12 protein-coding genes and 2 rRNA genes (1 of these 14 cut by a window edge) are annotated in these 18715 nt (G+C 39.0%); 3 read left to right on the top strand and 11 right to left on the bottom strand.

Annotated features, from left to right (window positions below):
- The 10 genes from DOK78_RS03975 to DOK78_RS03930 form a co-directional block, all read right to left on the bottom strand.
- Nucleotides 1–1016, bottom strand: a 23S ribosomal RNA gene (locus tag DOK78_RS03975) (it extends 1899 nt beyond the left edge of the window).
- A 227-nt stretch (nt 1017–1243) separates the two neighbouring features.
- Nucleotides 1244–2801, bottom strand: a 16S ribosomal RNA gene (locus tag DOK78_RS03970).
- Together the 16S and 23S rRNA genes form the textbook arrangement of a ribosomal RNA operon.
- Before the next feature lie 468 nt (nt 2802–3269).
- The gene (locus DOK78_RS03965; RefSeq protein ID WP_207942144.1) at nt 3270–3827 is read right to left on the bottom strand and encodes a Maf family protein; all 558 of its coding nucleotides are present in this window, start codon (nt 3825–3827) and stop codon (nt 3270–3272) included.
- On the bottom strand, nt 3824–5812 hold the full coding sequence (gene mutL / locus DOK78_RS03960) for a DNA mismatch repair endonuclease MutL (protein WP_207942145.1): 1989 nt from the start codon (nt 5810–5812) through the stop codon (nt 3824–3826). Before mutL ends, DOK78_RS03965 begins: the two co-directional genes overlap by 4 nt.
- A 15-nt stretch (nt 5813–5827) precedes the next feature.
- Entirely contained in the window at nt 5828–8401 is a 2574-nt protein-coding gene (gene mutS / locus DOK78_RS03955; protein ID WP_207942146.1) for a DNA mismatch repair protein MutS, read from the bottom strand.
- Nucleotides 8355–8774: a YlbF family regulator gene (locus DOK78_RS03950; protein ID WP_207942147.1), complete on the bottom strand. Its 420-nt coding sequence runs from the start codon at nt 8772–8774 to the stop codon at nt 8355–8357. Before DOK78_RS03950 ends, mutS begins: the two co-directional genes overlap by 47 nt.
- Before the next feature lie 18 nt (nt 8775–8792).
- Nucleotides 8793–9590 carry a TIGR00282 family metallophosphoesterase gene (locus DOK78_RS03945; protein ID WP_207942148.1) on the bottom strand — a complete coding sequence of 266 codons (798 nt, stop codon included), beginning with the start codon at nt 9588–9590 and terminating at the stop codon, nt 8793–8795.
- A gap of 93 nt (nt 9591–9683) precedes the next feature.
- A complete protein-coding gene (gene mgsA / locus DOK78_RS03940) occupies nt 9684–10106 on the bottom strand; it encodes a methylglyoxal synthase (RefSeq protein ID WP_207942149.1) in 423 nt (140 codons plus the stop codon).
- 12 nt (nt 10107–10118) lie between these two features.
- Nucleotides 10119–10904 (bottom strand): Cof-type HAD-IIB family hydrolase, encoded by a 786-nt coding sequence (locus tag DOK78_RS03935; protein ID WP_207942150.1) that lies wholly within the window; start codon nt 10902–10904, stop codon nt 10119–10121.
- Nucleotides 10905–11042: 138 nt separating this feature from the next.
- Nucleotides 11043–11840, bottom strand: coding sequence for a formate/nitrite transporter family protein (locus tag DOK78_RS03930; RefSeq protein WP_207942308.1), 798 nt, complete (start codon nt 11838–11840; stop codon nt 11043–11045).
- Between the two features lie 559 nt (nt 11841–12399).
- Here DOK78_RS03930 and rpsD point away from each other — a divergent pair.
- Nucleotides 12400–13011, top strand: a complete 612-nt coding sequence (gene rpsD, locus DOK78_RS03925; RefSeq protein ID WP_207942151.1) for a 30S ribosomal protein S4 — start codon at nt 12400–12402, stop codon at nt 13009–13011.
- A 108-nt stretch (nt 13012–13119) separates the two neighbouring features.
- Here rpsD and DOK78_RS03920 read toward each other — a convergent pair whose 3' ends face one another.
- Entirely contained in the window at nt 13120–14511 is a 1392-nt protein-coding gene (locus DOK78_RS03920; RefSeq protein WP_207942152.1) for a citrate synthase, read from the bottom strand.
- Nucleotides 14512–14690: 179 nt separating this feature from the next.
- On the opposite strand from DOK78_RS03920, the gene acnA reads away from it, so the two are divergent.
- Together acnA and icd are read left to right on the top strand one after the other, a co-directional pair.
- Complete coding sequence (gene acnA, locus DOK78_RS03915; protein ID WP_207942153.1) at nt 14691–17366, top strand: aconitate hydratase AcnA; 2676 nt, start codon at nt 14691–14693, stop codon at nt 17364–17366.
- Nucleotides 17367–17409: 43 nt separating this feature from the next.
- Nucleotides 17410–18678 (top strand): NADP-dependent isocitrate dehydrogenase, encoded by a 1269-nt coding sequence (gene icd, locus DOK78_RS03910; protein ID WP_207942154.1) that lies wholly within the window; start codon nt 17410–17412, stop codon nt 18676–18678.
- Nucleotides 18679–18715: the final 37 nt, after the last annotated feature.

Below are 18715 nucleotides of genomic sequence, written 5' to 3'. Positions count from 1 at the left end.
CCTTTCGACTATGGATCTTATCACTCACAGTCTGACTGCCGAATATGAATGAATGGCATTCGGAGTTTATCTGAATTCGGTAACCCGAGATGGGCCCCTAGTCCAAACAGTGCTCTACCTCCATCATTCTCAACTTCGACGCTAGCCCTAAAGCTATTTCGGAGAGAACCAGCTATCTCCAAGTTCGTTTGGAATTTCTCCGCTACCCACACCTCATCCCCGCACTTTTCAACGTACGTGGGTTCGGTCCTCCAGTGCGTTTTACCGCACCTTCAACCTGGACATGGGTAGATCACATGGTTTCGGGTCTACGACTACATACTCATTCGCCCTATTCAGACTCGCTTTCGCTACGGCTCCGTTTCTTCAACTTAACCTCGCATGCAATCGTAACTCGCCGGTTCATTCTACAAAAGGCACGCTATCACCCATTAACGGGCTCTAACTTGTTGTAGGCACATGGTTTCAGGATCTATTTCACTCCCCTTCCGGGGTGCTTTTCACCTTTCCCTCACGGTACTGGTTCACTATCGGTCACTAGGGAGTATTTAGCCTTGGGAGATGGTCCTCCCGGATTCCGACGGAATTCCTCGTGTTCCGCCGTACTCAGGATCCTCCTAGGTGTCTTTCACATTTCGTCTACGGGGCTTTCACCCTCTTTAGCTAACTTTTCCAAGTTATTCAACTATCTGAAAAAACTACCATATCGGAGTCCTACAACCCCAAGATGCAAGCATCTTGGTTTGGGCTTTTCCCGTTTCGCTCGCCGCTACTCAGGGAATCGAATTTTCTTTCTCTTCCTGCAGGTACTTAGATGTTTCAGTTCTCTGCGTCTACCTCCTATCAGCTATGTATTCACTGACAAGTAACATCCTATAAAAGATGTTGGGTTCCCCCATTCGGAAATCTCTGGATCAAAGCTTACTTACAGCTCCCCAAAGCATATCGGTGTTAGTCCCGTCCTTCATCGGCTCCTAGTGCCAAGGCATCCACCATGCGCCCTTATTCACTTAACCTTATCAACCTTACGGTTGGGTTTTGATAAAGATCTTCTAGCGATAGAAGTTTTATCAAGAAAAATAAGCAATTGAACTTATTAAAAAACTCATTCAACGCGGTGTTCTCGGTTTGTTTTGATTTCTTTACTTTAAATATCCAGTTTTCAATGAACAATCTGTTTGAGAGTAAACCTCTCAAAACTGAACAAAGGCAAACGATGTGTAGTTTCCGTAATATTCCTTAGAAAGGAGGTGATCCAGCCGCACCTTCCGATACGGCTACCTTGTTACGACTTCACCCCAATCATCTATCCCACCTTAGGCGGCTGGCTCCAAAAAGGTTACCTCACCGACTTCGGGTGTTACAAACTCTCGTGGTGTGACGGGCGGTGTGTACAAGGCCCGGGAACGTATTCACCGCGGCGTGCTGATCCGCGATTACTAGCGATTCCGGCTTCATGTAGGCGAGTTGCAGCCTACAATCCGAACTGAGAGAAGTTTTAAGAGATTAGCTTAGCCTCGCGACTTCGCAACTCGTTGTACTTCCCATTGTAGCACGTGTGTAGCCCAGGTCATAAGGGGCATGATGATTTGACGTCATCCCCACCTTCCTCCGGTTTGTCACCGGCAGTCTCGCTAGAGTGCCCAACTAAATGATGGCAACTAACAATAAGGGTTGCGCTCGTTGCGGGACTTAACCCAACATCTCACGACACGAGCTGACGACAACCATGCACCACCTGTCACTTTGTCCCCGAAGGGAAAGCTCTATCTCTAGAGTGGTCAAAGGATGTCAAGACCTGGTAAGGTTCTTCGCGTTGCTTCGAATTAAACCACATGCTCCACCGCTTGTGCGGGCCCCCGTCAATTCCTTTGAGTTTCAACCTTGCGGTCGTACTCCCCAGGCGGAGTGCTTAATGCGTTTGCTGCAGCACTGAAGGGCGGAAACCCTCCAACACTTAGCACTCATCGTTTACGGCGTGGACTACCAGGGTATCTAATCCTGTTCGCTCCCCACGCTTTCGAGCCTCAGCGTCAGTTACAGACCAGAGAGCCGCCTTCGCCACTGGTGTTCCTCCATATATCTACGCATTTCACCGCTACACATGGAATTCCACTCTCCTCTTCTGCACTCAAGTCTCCCAGTTTCCAATGACCCTCCCCGGTTAAGCCGGGGGCTTTCACATCAGACTTAAGAAACCGCCTGCGCTCGCTTTACGCCCAATAAATCCGGACAACGCTTGCCACCTACGTATTACCGCGGCTGCTGGCACGTAGTTAGCCGTGGCTTTCTGGTTAGATACCGTCAAGGGATGAACATTCTCTTCTCATCCTTGTTCTTCTCTAACAACAGAGTTTTACGATCCGAAAACCTTCTTCACTCACGCGGCGTTGCTCGGTCAGACTTTCGTCCATTGCCGAAGATTCCCTACTGCTGCCTCCCGTAGGAGTCTGGGCCGTGTCTCAGTCCCAGTGTGGCCGATCACCCTCTCAGGTCGGCTATGCATCGTTGCCTTGGTGAGCCGTTACCTCACCAACTAGCTAATGCACCGCGGGTCCATCCATCAGTGACGCAAAAGCGCCTTTCAGCTTTCTCTCATGCGAGAAAAAGCATTATGCGGTATTAGCACCTGTTTCCAAGTGTTATCCCCCTCTGATGGGCAGGTTACCCACGTGTTACTCACCCGTTCGCCACTCCTCTTTTCCAATGAACCGAAGTTCGGCGGAAAAGAAGCGTTCGACTTGCATGTATTAGGCACGCCGCCAGCGTTCGTCCTGAGCCAGGATCAAACTCTCATAAAAAGTTGAAACAATCTTTCGATTGTTAAGCTCATAAATAACGTTTGCTAGCATTACTGCTTGCTTGTTTTGTGTTACTTCTATCTAATAGAAGTGTCCTACACAATTGGTTCGTTTGCTTGCTTTGTTCAGTTTTCAAAGGTCTACCTTGCTGCATCAGCAACTTTTATATCATATCAGTTTAATAATAAAATGTCAACTACTTTTTTGAAAATATTTTTAATCTTCATGTTATAAAAATATTTTTCTATGTTATTTTAAAAAGTAAAAAACACTTTTAAAACAAATGACAATCGCAATTTCATATTGGCGACTTTGTTATAATATCACTGGATTCATTTTAAGTCAACTCTTTATTTCAATTTTTTTCAGAAATATTTTCCATCGTTTTTTTCAAAACCAGCGTTAAATAATATACCATGTTTCCCAAGTATAAGTCAATAGAAAAAGAAAGAATTCAACACTTATTATTTAAGTGCTGAATTCTTTCAATAATTGATGAACTAAACCTACAGGAAACCCAACAATTGCATAATAATCACCTTGGATTTCCTGAACAAAAATAGCAGCTGCTCCTTGAATGCCATACGCTCCAGCTTTATCCATATATTCTTGTTTATCTAAATAATCACTGATTTCTTCTTCAGAAAGATCAAAAAAGCTCACTTTGGCTGAAGAAATTTGTTCAAACCGTTTCTTATTAGTTGATAACACCACTGACGTATATACTATATGTGTCTTTCCGCTCATTTGTATCAGCATACGCTGTGCATCTTCACGAGAAGTTGGTTTTCCCAGAATCTCCCCTTCACTAACGACAATCGTATCACTAGCGATCACTAGCGCTTCTGGATAATGCTGAGTAATAAATGCGGCTTTTTCTTGAGCCATACGCAACACGTATTCTTCTGGTTCATCATGTACACCAATTGTTTCATCAATATCTGCTGGAATAACTTCAAAATCATCCAACAACAATCGTAACAGTTCTTTCCGTCTAGGTGATTGTGATGCTAAGATAACGTTCATCCTTCGCCTCCTCGAGATTGGTGTGGATCTTGAATACGTTTAAACATCCTTTCCATATCACCATTGGTAAAATGAATAAGTACAGGACGACCATGCGGACAATTAAATGGATTCTCACATTTTGCTAAATCTTCCAATAAAATTCGAGCTTGCTGTGGATTCAGATAATGATTAGCTTTAATTGATCGTTTACAACTCATCATGATAGCCGTTGCTTCTCTGAATTGGTGCACACTGACTTTTCCATTTGTAAGTAACATATCGATCATTTCACGAATAATCGCTTCTTCTTGACCTGCTGGATACCACGTGGGATGCGCACGCACAATAAAGCTATTCGCTCCAAACTCTTCTAGATGAATGCCTACTTCTTGTAAAGCTGTTGCTTGCTCTTTTAATTTTAAAACATCACTATTAGGATAATCCAATACAATCGGTACAAGGAGTTCTTGTAAATCATCTCCTACTTCACCAATCTTTTTGCGAAAATATTCATATTTAATTCGTTCTTGAGCTGCATGCTGATCGATAATATAAAGACCATCTTGACTTTGAGCAAATAAATATGTCCCATGCATTTGTCCAAAATACTCTAAATGCGGAAAACGTTGCTTCACAGGTTCTTCTTGCATACGTTCAATCATCTGTGGTCCTTTTTTATGAAAATCGAACTCTGGATGATTCGAACTTGTCGATTCACCCTGCTCTTTTTTATGAGTATCTTCTGTATTTATAGGAGGTTCAACCACTTTTTCTTGATATTCAAAACTAGGAAAGTGTGGCTCTTCGATTGTCTGAGGTAGCTCTTCAAAAATCGGTTCGACAGACGACTCCGTAAAACTTTCTTCTATATAAAAGCTTCCTGTTGCTTTATCAAAACTTAATCCTTGTTTGGTACTCTTAGGTTGTTCTAATTCAATAGAAAGTTGTTCTGTTTTTTCTTGGTTTTCAACCTTCTTTTTAAATCGCAAGTTGTCAGCCGCACTCGGAATTAAATTTTCTTCTCGTAAAACTTCATTAATCGCTTTACTGATTAATCCCGTTAATTCAGGCTCCTTAGACAATCGTACTTCTTGCTTGGTTGGATGAACATTCACATCAACTAATAGTGGATCCATTTTAATTTCAACAACAGCTATTGGAAAACGTCCAACCATCAATTTCGAACCATAACCATTAACAATTGCTTTGTTTAACGCAATATTTTTGATATATCGACCATTGATAATTGTTGAGATATAATTCCTGCTTGCCCGAGTCACTTCGGGTAAAGAGATATAACCATGGATATCAAAATCTAAATCTTTACTATGAATTGCACGCATTTTCTTTGCAGTTTGCAATCCATAAATTCCAGCAATAGCTTGCTTTAAATCACCATTACCTGAAGTGGACATCATTTTATTTCCGTCATGAACTAATCGAAATGCAATACTCGGATGACTAAGCGCCAAACGGTTAACAATATCACCGATGTTCGCTAATTCGGTCTGTAGTGTTTTGACATACTTCAGACGAGCAGGGGTATTGAAGAACAGCTGCTCAACCGTAATTTTCGTCCCTTGACGTAGTGCTGATGGACGATGTTCTTCAATTGTGCCACCTTTCATTTTCAAAAAGGTTCCTTGTGTTTCTTCTTGCGTAGCTGTTTCTATACTTACAATTGAAACAGAGGCAATACTAGGTAAAGCCTCACCACGAAATCCAAGTGTACGAATGCGAAACAAATCGTCACGTGTATGAATTTTACTTGTAGCATGACGTTTAAAGGCATTAATAACATCGTCTTCAGCAATACCTTCCCCATTATCGGTTACTTGAATTTTCTTCAAACCTGCTTCTTCTAACAAAATATCAATTTGTGTACTACCTGCATCAATAGCATTTTCGACTAACTCTTTGACAACAGAAGCAGGTCGTTCAACAACCTCTCCTGCTGCAATCTGATTGGCAAGACGTTCGGACAATTCTTGAATTTTTCCCATTGTCTCCCCTTCTTTCTATTTTGACATTTGTTTTTTTAATTCATACAGCGCATTTAACGCATCCATCGGGGTCATTTCTAAAACATTTAAGGCTTGTAGCTGCTCTAACACTTTCTGCTCTTGTGGATTTCCTTCTCCAAATAAAGATAATTGTTCTGTTTCTTCTATTATAATTGGTTTTTCTACAAGAGGCGACGTTGGTGAGTTGTGTCCTTCTTCCAACGCTTGTAAAATGACATCTGCCCGTTGCAATAGTTCGTGTGGTAATCCAGCAATCTTCGCCACATGAATACCATAACTTTTATCTGCAGGACCTTCCATCATTTTGTGCAAGAACACAACTTCTCCATCTTTTTCGACAGCACCGACATGAATATTGCGTAAACGTGGTAATTCTTCATCCAACACGGTAAGTTCGTGATAGTGAGTTGAAAAGAGTGTTTTAGCTTGGACTTCTTTATGGATGTATTCAATAATCGCTTGAGCTAAGGCCATGCCATCATACGTAGCAGTTCCTCGTCCCAATTCATCAAACAACACTAAACTATTCGGTGTCGCATAACGCAATGCTTGATTAGCTTCCATCATTTCGACCATGAACGTACTTTGACCAGCAATCAAGTCATCGCTAGCGCCAATTCGCGTAAAGATACGATCAAAAATCGGCATATTAGCAGACTGTGCTGGAACAAAACAGCCAATTTGAGCCATCACTACAGTTAAAGCCAATTGACGCATGTACGTACTTTTACCAGACATATTCGGTCCAGTAATTAAGAGAATTAACGTTTCCTGATTCATATCGATCGTATTAGGAATGTATTCTTGATGACCTAATACTTTTTCTACGACTGGATGGCGACCGTCAACGATGTTTAATATTTTTTCCGTATTGAGTTCTGGACGAATATATTGATAACGTTCGCTAATTGTCGCAAAACTTTGGAGCACATCGACACTACTAATCGCTTTAGCTAAACGTTGTAAACGATCAATGGCTTTTTTTACTTCTTCTCGAACTTCTAAAAATAAACGATATTCCAAATCAACTGATTGTTCTTCTGCTTCTAGAATTAATTTTTCTAATTCTTTTAATTCCGGTGTAATGAATCGTTCCGCATTAGCTAGCGTTTGCTTGCGATCATAACGCCCTTCTTCCAAATTAGTCAAATTCGATTTAGTCACTTCAATGTAATAACCAAACACGCGATTGAAACCAACTTTCAAATTCTTAATTCCGGTAGCTTGACGCTCTTTGGCTTCTAACTCAGCTAACCATTTTTTTCCATTGCGCATGGCTTCTCGGTATTGATCTAATTGATCGTTAAAGCCATTTTTAATAATATTGCCTTCCGTAACTTGTAGGGGTGCGTCTTCATTAATCGCTGTATCAATCAACGAGACTAAATCATCCATTGGTTCTAAATGAGTTAATAGTTCCGACCATTCTCCATGGTCAATTCCGGATAAAATAGCATGGATATACGGCACTTGTTGTAAAGATGTTCGTAATTGAATTAAATCGCGACCGTTGACACTACCAAATGCCACGCGGCCAGCTAAACGTTCCAAATCATAGACTTTCGTTAGCGCTTCTTGTAAATCAGCTCGTTCAAAAAAGGCATGGATTAACGAAGCGACTTGATTCTGACGCGCAGTGATTTGGCTTTGTTGAATTAACGGGCGATCTAACCATTGTTTTAACAAACGACCACCCATTGCTGTTTTTGTTTCATCCAATAACCATAGTAAGGTTCCTTGTTTTTTTCCTGTACGAATGGATTGCGTTAGTTCCAGATTAAATTTTGAATAATAGTCCATTTTCAAGAAATGATCTGGTTGATAAGCGACCGCCTTTTGAATATGGTCTAAGCTGCGTTTTTGTGTAACTGCTAAATAGCTTAACAGTTTGCCAGTCACTTCTTTTTCTAAAGGATTCGTTAATTCGCTAGTTAGAAATTGAAACTCTGAATTTTCTTCATAAGCTTCTTGCGTAGAAAAAATCACTCCTAAGCGACTTTCTAATAATTCACTAACACTTACTGGAATGTCACTAGTAAACACCACTTCTTTGGTTTGCAAAGCGGACGCTTCATTCAAAACCGCTTCTTCATCTTCCAAAACTGCGGAACGTAATTCACCGGTTGTCAAATCAACGTAAGCAAATCCATAGTGTGTACCGTCAAATGCTAAAGCAGTCAAAAAATTATTATCTTTCGCAGATAATCCTTTGCCATCCATGACTGTACCTGGTGTAACTAATTGAACAACTTCTCGCTTGACCATGCCCTTAGTTGTTTTAGGATCTTCAACTTGCTCACAAATCGCAACTTTGTAGCCTTGTTCAACCAAAGTATCAATATAATTCGCAGCTGCATGATACGGTACTCCACACATCGGGATAGGGTCCTCAGCATTTTTATTGCGACTGGTTAAAGTTAATTCCAATAATTGCGCAACTTGTAGCGCATCCTCATAAAATAATTCGTAAAAATCCCCTAAGCGATAGAACAAAAAAGCATCTTGATATTGAGCCTTAATGCTAAAATATTGTTCCATCATTGGGGTATGCTTCGTTTTTTGAGGCATTTGTTTCTTCCTCCTCAATTGCTTGATTCACTTGCTGTTGCAAGCTAGTTGTTACATAGTGCAATAAATCGTTCGCTTCCATTAATTTTTCGCGATAAGCAATCACCAATGGATGCTCGGCATACTCTTTATTTAATTCATTAATACGGGCAATCGCTTGGCGTTCTGCTTCTGGTTTGCCATAGTGGGCATATTGGACCGCATCTTTTTGTGCACGTTTAATCGCTTCTTCAATTTCTTTTAAGTGTGCATTTTGACGTGCTTTTTTTTGCACTTTTTTGAACTCTTTGATGATTTCATGTTCTGCTAATAAATCTAGTAAGACAGTTAATTCCTGCTGAATTTGTGGTTCTTGCTCTAAAGGACTCAACATCTTTCCCTCGCTTCTTGATTATTCTGTAAACGGGCGATCTTCACTAATTTGAATCGGTTGAATCGATTTGGCTTTTCCTGTCTGTTCATTAATTTCAATAATACATGCCGACAAAATACTACGGCCTTGTTCCACAACTTCAAATCGCTGTGGTAAAGCAGTTAAGAATTTCTCAATGACCGCTTCACGTTTCATACCTAAAATCCCATCATAAGGTCCTGTCATACCAACATCAGACAAATATGCAGTGCCTTGCGGTAAAATTCGTGCGTCATTTGTTTGCACATGCGTATGCGTACCTACAACAGCTGAGACACGACCATCTAAATACCATCCCATCGCTTGTTTTTCACTCGTTGTTTCACCATGGAAATCAACAAAAATGAAAGGTGTCCGTTTACGCGCTTCCGTTACTAATTCATCCGCTTTTTTAAACGGATCATCTATATCCACCATAAACGAACGTGCTTGTAAATTAATAACCGCCAATTCAATTGCATTGACTTTCACATAAACAATCCCTTTTCCTGGTGCTGCTTCTGGGAAATTTGCTGGGCGAATCATTTTTTTTGCATCATCAATGAAGTCAAAAATTGCTCGATTATCCCATGTATGATTACCAAGTGTGACTACATCAACACCATCTTGTAAAAATTTTTTGTAGATTTTCTCAGTGATTCCACGACCAGCTGCCGCATTTTCACCGTTTAAAATTGTGACTTGAGGACGATAAACCTTTTTCAACTTAGGTAAATAATCCGTAATTGTTTCTCTTCCTAATGACCCAACTACATCACCAATAAATAAAACCCGCACATATTTTCCTCTTCTCTATTAACATCTTTCCCCATTATAAAGGTTTTAGAGTAGAAAAAAAAGAGTTTGGGATTCCAAACTCTTTTAAGAAAGTTAAAAGGACAACGGTGTATGATCTAATTCATGAACCACTTCTCGAAAATCTGCAAAGCCAGCTTCTAAGCCACGAATCAAAATTTCTGCCGTCCCAATGTTTGTTGCTAACGGAATTTCATAGACATCTGACAAACGGATTAATGCCGTCACATCAGGTTCATGTGGTTGGGCAGCTAGTGGGTCACGTAAAAAAATCACCATATCTAAAGCATCTTCTGAAATCATCGCACCAATTTGTTGATCTCCACCTAGTGGTCCCGACTTAAAGCGATGCACCGGCAATTCCGTCTCATCTTGAATTCTACCGCCTGTGGTTCCTGTTGCAAAAAGTTCATGTTGCTCCAAGATATGTTTGTAAGCACCAACTAATTTTACCATTAAGTCTTTTTTACGATCATGAGCAATTAACGCAATTTTCATAGTGAACTCCTCCTACTTTCCTGTTAAAAAACCTAACTCCATCAATGCTTTCCAAATGCCATCATTGTCATTATCTGAAGTAATCATATCGGCATATTGACGAACTTCATCTGATGCATTTCCCATCGCCACACCCACGCCTGAAGCAGCTAACATTTCTCGATCATTCATGCCATCACCAAAGCTGATGACGTCGTCTTTTGTTAAACCAACTTGCTCAGCTACATGTAAGATAGTCGTCGCTTTTGAACCTCCTTTTGGTATGACATCCACACATTTTTCATGCCAACGAACAAAATGCAACTCTGGATATTTATCATCAAAAAAATGTTCCAATTGAGCATCATAAAAAGCCAAAACTTGATAAACATCAGCAGTATCCAGAAATGTTGGATCTAAATCAGGGGTCATCGAACCAAAAGAACTCATTGCTTCTTCCATTCGCTCGGGGTCAAAAGTTGTTGAACGTTTCGAAACATCTAAACCAATAAACGACGTATCAATCAACATGTCATGCGCTTCCTTGAGAAATGCACGAACTTGTTCTTGCGGCAATAAATTTTTATAAACTTGTTTGTGATTCATAAAAGCCGCAGCACCATTACAAAGAATATAATTATCAAATTTAAATGTTTCAATCACTGGTTTAGCTAAGTAACGGCTGCGACCAGTGGCTACGGTTACAAAATGTCCTGCTTTTCGTAATTCTTCTAGTGCAGTGACAGTACTCGGCAAAGCTTGTTTCGTTGAATCTAAAAGCGTTCCATCAATATCAAAGGCAAATAATTTACGTTCCACGTTTGTTAACTCGCTTTCTTTTATTTCTTACTTACTACTAAAACATAGTTATCTTGTCTTTTCAACATTCTTGATTTTTTTCTAACGTAAAAAAAGATTGCTACACCTCGAAAGATGCAGCAACCTTTTTTGAATTGTTTAATCAACATAATTTGATTTTGAATTATTTAACCATGCATATACTAATCCTACGACTAGTCCCCCACCAATATAGTTTCCAATTAAAGCAAAAGTTAAATTATGAATAACATTCCCAAAAGTCATCGCTTCAATCGTTCCATGAGAAGCAAAATAAGCAAGTGAAAATGCTGGAAAATTCGCGATAACGTGCTCGTATCCTAAGAAAGCGAAAATGAAAATGATAAAGATAATTGACAATACTTTACTGGCATCATCTTTCATACGCATACTTACTAAAACAGCCGTATTTACGACAATATTTGCAAAAACACCTTCAACGAGAATTTGGATAGTTGATTTATTTAGTTTCGCCGCAATAGATTCAAACATATAATTATCAGCTGGTAAATTTTGGAATGGACCGGTTAGCGATATTAAATAACCAAACAAAATACCACCAATTAAATTAAAGAGAATACATGTGAATAATATCTTACAAGCGAGACTCACTGACAAACGTTTGCGATAAACACCAACCGTCATATATAACATATTCGACGTTCCTAATTCCGCATTCATATACAAAATCATTACCAATGACCAACTAAACATAAATGCATATAACATTTTCCCTAACCCATGTGCAATATCTTCGCCTTTCATCGCAATCGAAAAAGCAATAGCCGTTCCTAACGTTAAAAATAAACAGGCCAACATCGCACGCACAGCATAACGTACATAACTTTTTTCGATTAGATCCACTTTTTTACCGATGGACGAATCAATTTTTTCAAACAAGGGGGAGATTGGATTCATCATTTTTTTCACCTTCGCTTCTTTTTTTCAAACTTACTCTCTCATTTTAAAGAGAAACATTTCATTTGTAAAGAATTTTGTGAAAAAGATTACTTTCTTTTTCTTTTTTTCTCGTCCTCTTTCATTATTTTTTCATAAAAGCGTATTTATCAAAGGTTAGCCCTACTTTTCATTTCTGTTTCATGGATTTTTATCGCTTGAATTTCATTCGTCCGCTATTTTATTTAACGTACATTGTGATAATATAAGCGAAAATTTCCAACCTCTATGAAATAACATTATTTTATTTCCATCGTATTTTTCACAAATTTTACAAAAACAGTCTGTAATGACCAGTGAATTAGGCTTGACAATTTCGCTTGATTTATCATATACTATTCTTTGTGTAAAATAATGCAGCAGAAAAATAATTATACGTCACCAGTTCGTTGCCCTCTACGGGTGCAATTGCGTAACCGCGGCTGCGAAGGTGAAGGTTGAAGAACGAACTACACGTATTGTGAATTTTTCATCGGATTATTTTACTCCAAAAAACTTATTTTATTGGAGGAATTTTTAAATGTCTCGTTATACAGGACCATCATGGAAACTTTCTCGTCGCTTAGGTATTTCTTTATCTGGCACTGGAAAAGAATTAGCTCGTCGCCCATACGCACCAGGACAACACGGACCAAACAGTCGTGGCTCTCGTTCTGAATATGGATTGCAATTAAACGAAAAACAAAAACTACGTCATATGTATGGTATGAATGAACGTCAATTCCGTACTTTATTCGTACAAGCTAGCAAAATTAAAGAAGGAAAACACGGTGTTAACTTCATGGTATTATTAGAACGTCGTTTAGACAACGTTGTTTACCGTTTAGGTTTAGCAACTACTCGTCGTCAAGCACGTCAATTAGTTAACCACGGTCACATCACTGTTGATGGCAAGCGTGTTGATATCCCTTCATTCCGCGTTGAAGTTGGTCAAGTGATCGGCGTTCGCGAAAAATCTAAAGGTATTCCTACTATTAAAGAAGCTGTTGAAGCAACTGTTGGTCGCTCAGCATTTGTAAGCTTCGATGCTGATAAACTAGAAGGCTCATTAACTCGTTTACCAGAACGTGACGAATTAACTCTTGAAGTTGATGAAGCTTTAGTCGTTGAATACTACAACCAAAAACTATAAGAAAATTATTCTTACATCCAAAACTTTATTTACAGAGTTTTGGATGTTTTTTTATCAAAAAAACACAACGCTAACTGCTATTAAATAGTAGTTAGCGTTGTATCTTTTTTATGCACCTTTATGGATTGATTCCAGTGAACGTTCTTCTAACGTTTGATAATGGCGATCCACAGATACTTCTTTGTAAGCTGGACGCATAATTTTTTGTGCATTAATTAACTCTTCAATCCGATGTGCTGACCAACCCACAATCCGAGCAATAGCAAAAATTGGCGTATATAATTCAGACGGCAAACCCAACATACTATAAACAAATCCGCTGAAAAAGTCGATATTCGCACTAACTCCTTTGTACATTCGACGCTTTTCTCCAATAATTTCTGGTGCCACTCGTTCAACCAACGTATATAAATTATATTCTGCTTGAGCTTCTGCGCCTTTTTCTTCCGCTAATTTAGATACATAGCGTTTGAAAATCGCCGCACGAGGATCATTGTCACTATAAATCGCATGACCCATGCCATAAATTAATCCTTTTTTATCAAATTCTTTTTTATCTAAGATATCTGATAAATATTGACGGACAGCATCTTCATCCGAATAATCTGAAACCTTGTCTTTTAAATCTTCCATCATTTGCGTCACTTTAATATTCGCACCGCCATGTTTTGGACCTTTTAATGAGCCTAACGCTGCAGCAATCGTTGAATACGTATCCGAACCACTAGAAGTAACCACACGTGTAGTAAACGTAGAGTTATTTCCTCCACCATGTTCCATATGTAGCACTAATGCCATATCTAAAGTTTGTGCTTCTTGTGGGGTATATTGTTTATCTGGGCGCAACATCGTTAAAATTGTTTCAGCTGTACTTAATCCAATCTGCGGACGATGAATGTACATACTTTCATCTTTTGTATAATGATTATATGCATGGTAGGCATACACTGCTAACATTGGAAAAACGGCAATTAAGTTTAAGCTTTGATCTAAAACGTTCTCAATACTTACGTCATCAGCTTTATCATCATAACTAGCTAAGGTTAGAATACTACGAGATAAGCTGTTCATGATACTTTCTGGCGGAGCTTTCATAATCACGTCACGTACAAAATTAGTTGGTAAAGTACGTCTTTTAGCAATAATTTCTTGAAAATCATACAATTCTTTATCTGAAGGCAGCTCTCCAAAAAGTAATAAATATGCAACTTCCTCGAAACCAAATCGCCCTTCTGAAACGAAGCCATTCACCAATTCATCGATATCGATTCCACGGTAACGTAACTCACCTACACCTGGAATTTTCTCACCGTTGACAATCTTTTCCGGATAAATTGTCGAAATGTTTGTCAGCCCAACAACGACCCCTTTTCCATTGTTATCACGCAACCCCCGCCTTACATCGTTTTCTGTATAAAGTTGCACATCTATTTTATCATTTGCATAACATCTTAAAGCGAGTTCTTCTAAACTTGGAAAGGAATTTTGATATTCTCCCACTTTTTTTCCTCCTATTCTACCTTCTTTTGATAATTTAGCTCATTTTTTTAAAACAAATTATGGAAACCATTATAACATGATAAGTTAAAAATGAAAGAATTAAAATTTATTGATTTGCTTTTTCAGAATAAAAACGTATAATTATACTAAGACTCTAAAATAGAATTGGAGGCATTTTAATGCATTGGAAGAAACATTTAAAATTAAATAGTACTGAATATGATTATTGTGCAATTGCTGATGTAGTGAAAGAATACAATGGAAACTTAGCCGCTTTACCTTACTCTATTCGTGTTCTACTAGAAAGTGTTGCTCGCCATCTTGGTGAAGACGTAACTGAAGAAAACATTGACACTTTAGTGAATTGGAACCCAGATACCCCTCAAGGAGTTGTCCCTTTTAAACCAGCCCGCGTTGTCTTACAAGATTTTACTGGCGTTCCTGCTGTCGTAGATTTAGCTGCGATGCGTGATGCAATTGTTTCACTAGGAGGAAATGCTTCAGACATCAATCCTGAAATTCCCGTTACCTTAGTCGTTGACCATTCCGTTCAAGTTGATGCTTCTGGTCGTCCTGAAGCAATTGCGATTAATACGGAAAGAGAATTTGAACGTAATCAAGAACGTTATCAATTCTTAAAATGGGCACAACAATCGTTTAATGATTTTGAAGTGGTACCTCCAGAAACTGGAATCATTCACCAAGTAAACATTGAATCTTTATCTGATGTTGTCATCAGTAAAGAAGTGGATGGTAAAATTTTATTATTCCCAGACACATTACAAGGAACAGACTCACATACCACAATGATTAATGGATTAGGCGTTCTAGGTTGGGGCGTTGGCGGAATTGAAGCCGAAGCAGCTATTTTAGGAGAAGCTTCTTTCTTCCCAACACCTGAAGTTATCGGCGTTGAATTCGTTGGTTCTTTTCCAGCTGGAACAACAGCAACCGACTTAGCACTTGCGGTCACTGAACGTTTACGTAATGAAAAAGTAGTAGGAAAATTTGTTGAATATTTTGGAACAAGTTATTCTGAATTAAGTTTAGCAGACCGTGCCACTTTGGCAAACATGGCCCCTGAATATGGTGCAACTTGTGGATTCTGTCCAATTGATGAAGAAACATTAAATTACATGGCAACTACTGGTCGTTCACCTGAATTAATTGAACTAGTAGAAACTTATGCCAAAGAAAATCATTTGTTTTACGACAAAGACGTTGTACCAACCTATACAAAAGTCATCACCATTGATTTAGATGACATCCAACCATCACTTGCTGGACCAAAACGTCCACAAGACCGGATTACATTGTCAAATGTAGCAGAAGATTTCGACCAATCTATTCAAGCACCTGTAGGTCCAAAAGGCTTTGGTTTACCAGTAGAAGAATTAGAGAAAACTGCTGAAATCAAATGGGATAAAGAAGATAATCTGATCCATACTGGAGATGTCTTATTAGCTGCGATTACTAGCTGTACAAATACAAGTAACCCGTTCGTTATGCTTTCAGCTGGCTTGCTTGCTAGAAATGCTGTTGAAAAGGGCTTAAAAGTACCTGCTTATGTCAAAACATCATTAGCACCAGGTTCAAAAATCGTTACTTCTTACTTATCTAAAAGTGGTTTATTGCCTTACTTGGAAAAATTAGGTTTTTACCTAGTTGGTTATGGCTGTACGACATGTATCGGAAATTCTGGTCCTTTAGATGATGCCATTTCAGATGCGATTCAAGAAGAACAGTTATTAGTTTCCTCTGTTTTGTCAGGAAATCGTAACTTTGAAGGCCGTATCCATCCATTAATCAAAGCGAACTACCTTGCTTCACCGCCATTAGTTGTCGCATACGCATTAGCCGGAACAGTCCGCAAAGATTTGACTAAAGAACCACTAGGAATTGGTAATGATGGCCAACCCGTGATGTTAAACGATATTTGGCCAAGTGCAGAAGAAGTACAAGACTGTATCCAAAAATATGTTTCACCGGATGCCTTTAAAGAAGCTTATTCGCACTTATTTGATGCCAATGAACGTTGGAATGAAATCGAAACAACAACTAGTGACTGTTACGAATGGGAAGAAGAATCAACGTATATTGCGAACCCACCATTCTTTGATGGTTTAACCAAAGAATTACCAAAACAAGGAACACTAGAAAATCTACACGTCTTAGCTAAGTTAGCTGATTCCGTAACAACCGACCATATCTCTCCTGCTGGAAGTATTGGTTTAGATTCTCCTGCTGGGAAATACTTAAAAGAAAAAGGTGTCACTTATCGTGATTTCAACTCATTTGGTTCTCGTCGAGGCAATCATGAAATTATGATGCGTGGCACATTCGGAAATATCCGTCTACAAAACCAATTAGTTCCTGGAAGTACAGGTAGCGTTACTAGATACTTACCAACTGGAGAAGAAATGTCGATTTACGATGCGTCGATGAAATATCAAGAAAACAATATTGGTGGGATTGTCCTTGCAGGAAAAGATTACGGTATGGGCTCTTCTCGTGACTGGGCAGCTAAAGGAACGCAATTATTAGGCGTAAAAGCTGTTTTAGCGGAAAGTTTTGAACGTATCCACCGTAGTAACTTAGTGATGATGGGTGTTGTTCCATTGGAATACTTAAATGGTGATACCGCAGAATCACTTGGTTTAAATGGGGAAGAAACATTTGATATCTTCCTACCTGAAGAACCCGAAGTCCAACAATTAATTGATGTCATTGCTAAAAAAGCCGATGGAACTGAGATTCGTTTCACTACTCGTCTACGCTTTGACGCCCCTGCAGATATTCGCTATTGGAAAAATCAAGGTATTTTACCAATGGTGATCCGTAAAAAAATGGCGTAACACTGTCTCAAACGATAAATTACTATAAGCTAGGAGAAATTTTATGACATATATCACTGTAACAAATGGTCAACGTACCATTCCAAATACACCAACCATCCCGTTTATTGCGGGAGATGGTGTTGGTGCTGAAATTTGGGCAGCTTCACAACCTGTATTTGATGCGGCAATTGAAAAAGCCTATGGCGATGATAAGAAAATTTTCTGGCAAGAAATTTTAGCTGGTGAAAAAGCTTTTGAAGAAACGGGCAGTTGGTTGCCTGACCACACATTAGATGCCATTGAACAAGCAAAAGTTGCCTTAAAAGGGCCTTTAACTACTCCAGTCGGTGGTGGAATCCGCTCATTAAATGTTACTTTACGTCAAACGTTAGATTTATTTGCTTGTGTTCGTCCCGTTCGTTATTTTGAAGGTGTACCTTCTCCTGTCAAAGAGCCTGAAAAAACGGATATGGTGATTTTTCGAGAAAATACAGAAGATGTTTATGCAGGTATTGAATTTGCAAAAGGCGAAGCTGAAACCAAACAATTGATTGAACTATTACAAGAACAATTTGCGGTAAAAAATATTCGCTTCCCAGAAACTGCAGCCATTGGGGTGAAACCTGTTTCTGAAGAAGGTAGCAAACGATTAATTGGTGCGGCAATTGATTTTGCAATTGCGCAAAAGCGTCCAACAGTAACCTTGGTTCATAAAGGAAATATTATGAAGTTCACAGAAGGTGGCTTCAAATTGTGGGGCTATGAATTAGCAGAAACGACCTACAAAGACGAGTGCTTTACAATGCATCAATATCAAACAATCAAACAAACGGATGGTGCTGAGGCTGCGGATACAGCATTAAACGAAGCCAAAGCTCAAGGGAAAATCATCGTGAATGATGTCATTGCTGATAACTTCTTACAACAAATTTTATTGTATCCTGAAAAATACGATGTGATTGCAACCTGTAACTTAAATGGCGATTATATTTCAGACGCCTTAGCTGCTCAAGTTGGTGGGATTGGAATTGCTCCTGGTGGTAACATCAACTACGACACAGGATATGCTATTTTTGAAGCAACACATGGAACTGCACCCGATATTGCTGGACAAGGGAAAGCTAATCCTTGTTCTTTACTCCTTTCAGGGGGAATGTTATTAGAATATCTTGGTTGGCAAGAAGCAGCTGATTTGATTACAAAAGCAATTGAAGAAGCGATTCGCACGAAAAAAGTGACATCAGATTTTGCTCATGCCATGAATGATGCAGTTGAATTGTCAACACAAGAATTTGGGTCATTTTTAGTATCAATCATCAAAGAATTATAAACATGAAGACAGCTCTTGCAGCTGTCTTTTTTTGTTA

This window comes from Enterococcus sp. DIV2402 (assembly GCF_017426705.2).
GTDB classification, from domain to species: Bacteria; Bacillota; Bacilli; order Lactobacillales; family Enterococcaceae; genus Enterococcus_F; species Enterococcus_F lowellii.
This window is presented reverse-complemented; position numbering and strand designations above follow the sequence as displayed.

Excerpts from the sequence above, each read along its gene's own strand:
- DOK78_RS03965 (WP_207942144.1), bottom strand. The coding sequence starts at position 3,827 with ATGAACGTTATCTTAGCATCACAATCACCTAGACGGAAAGAACTGTTA.
- mutL (WP_207942145.1), bottom strand. The coding sequence starts at position 5,812 with ATGGGAAAAATTCAAGAATTGTCCGAACGTCTTGCCAATCAGATTGCA.
- mutS (WP_207942146.1), bottom strand. The coding sequence starts at position 8,401 with ATGCCTCAAAAAACGAAGCATACCCCAATGATGGAACAATATTTTAGC.
- DOK78_RS03950 (WP_207942147.1), bottom strand. The coding sequence starts at position 8,774 with ATGTTGAGTCCTTTAGAGCAAGAACCACAAATTCAGCAGGAATTAACT.
- mgsA (WP_207942149.1), bottom strand. The coding sequence starts at position 10,106 with ATGAAAATTGCGTTAATTGCTCATGATCGTAAAAAAGACTTAATGGTA.
- DOK78_RS03930 (WP_207942308.1), bottom strand. The coding sequence starts at position 11,840 with ATGAATCCAATCTCCCCCTTGTTTGAAAAAATTGATTCGTCCATCGGT.
- rpsD (WP_207942151.1), top strand. The coding sequence starts at position 12,400 with ATGTCTCGTTATACAGGACCATCATGGAAACTTTCTCGTCGCTTAGGT.
- acnA (WP_207942153.1), top strand. The coding sequence starts at position 14,691 with ATGCATTGGAAGAAACATTTAAAATTAAATAGTACTGAATATGATTAT.
- icd (WP_207942154.1), top strand. The coding sequence starts at position 17,410 with ATGACATATATCACTGTAACAAATGGTCAACGTACCATTCCAAATACA.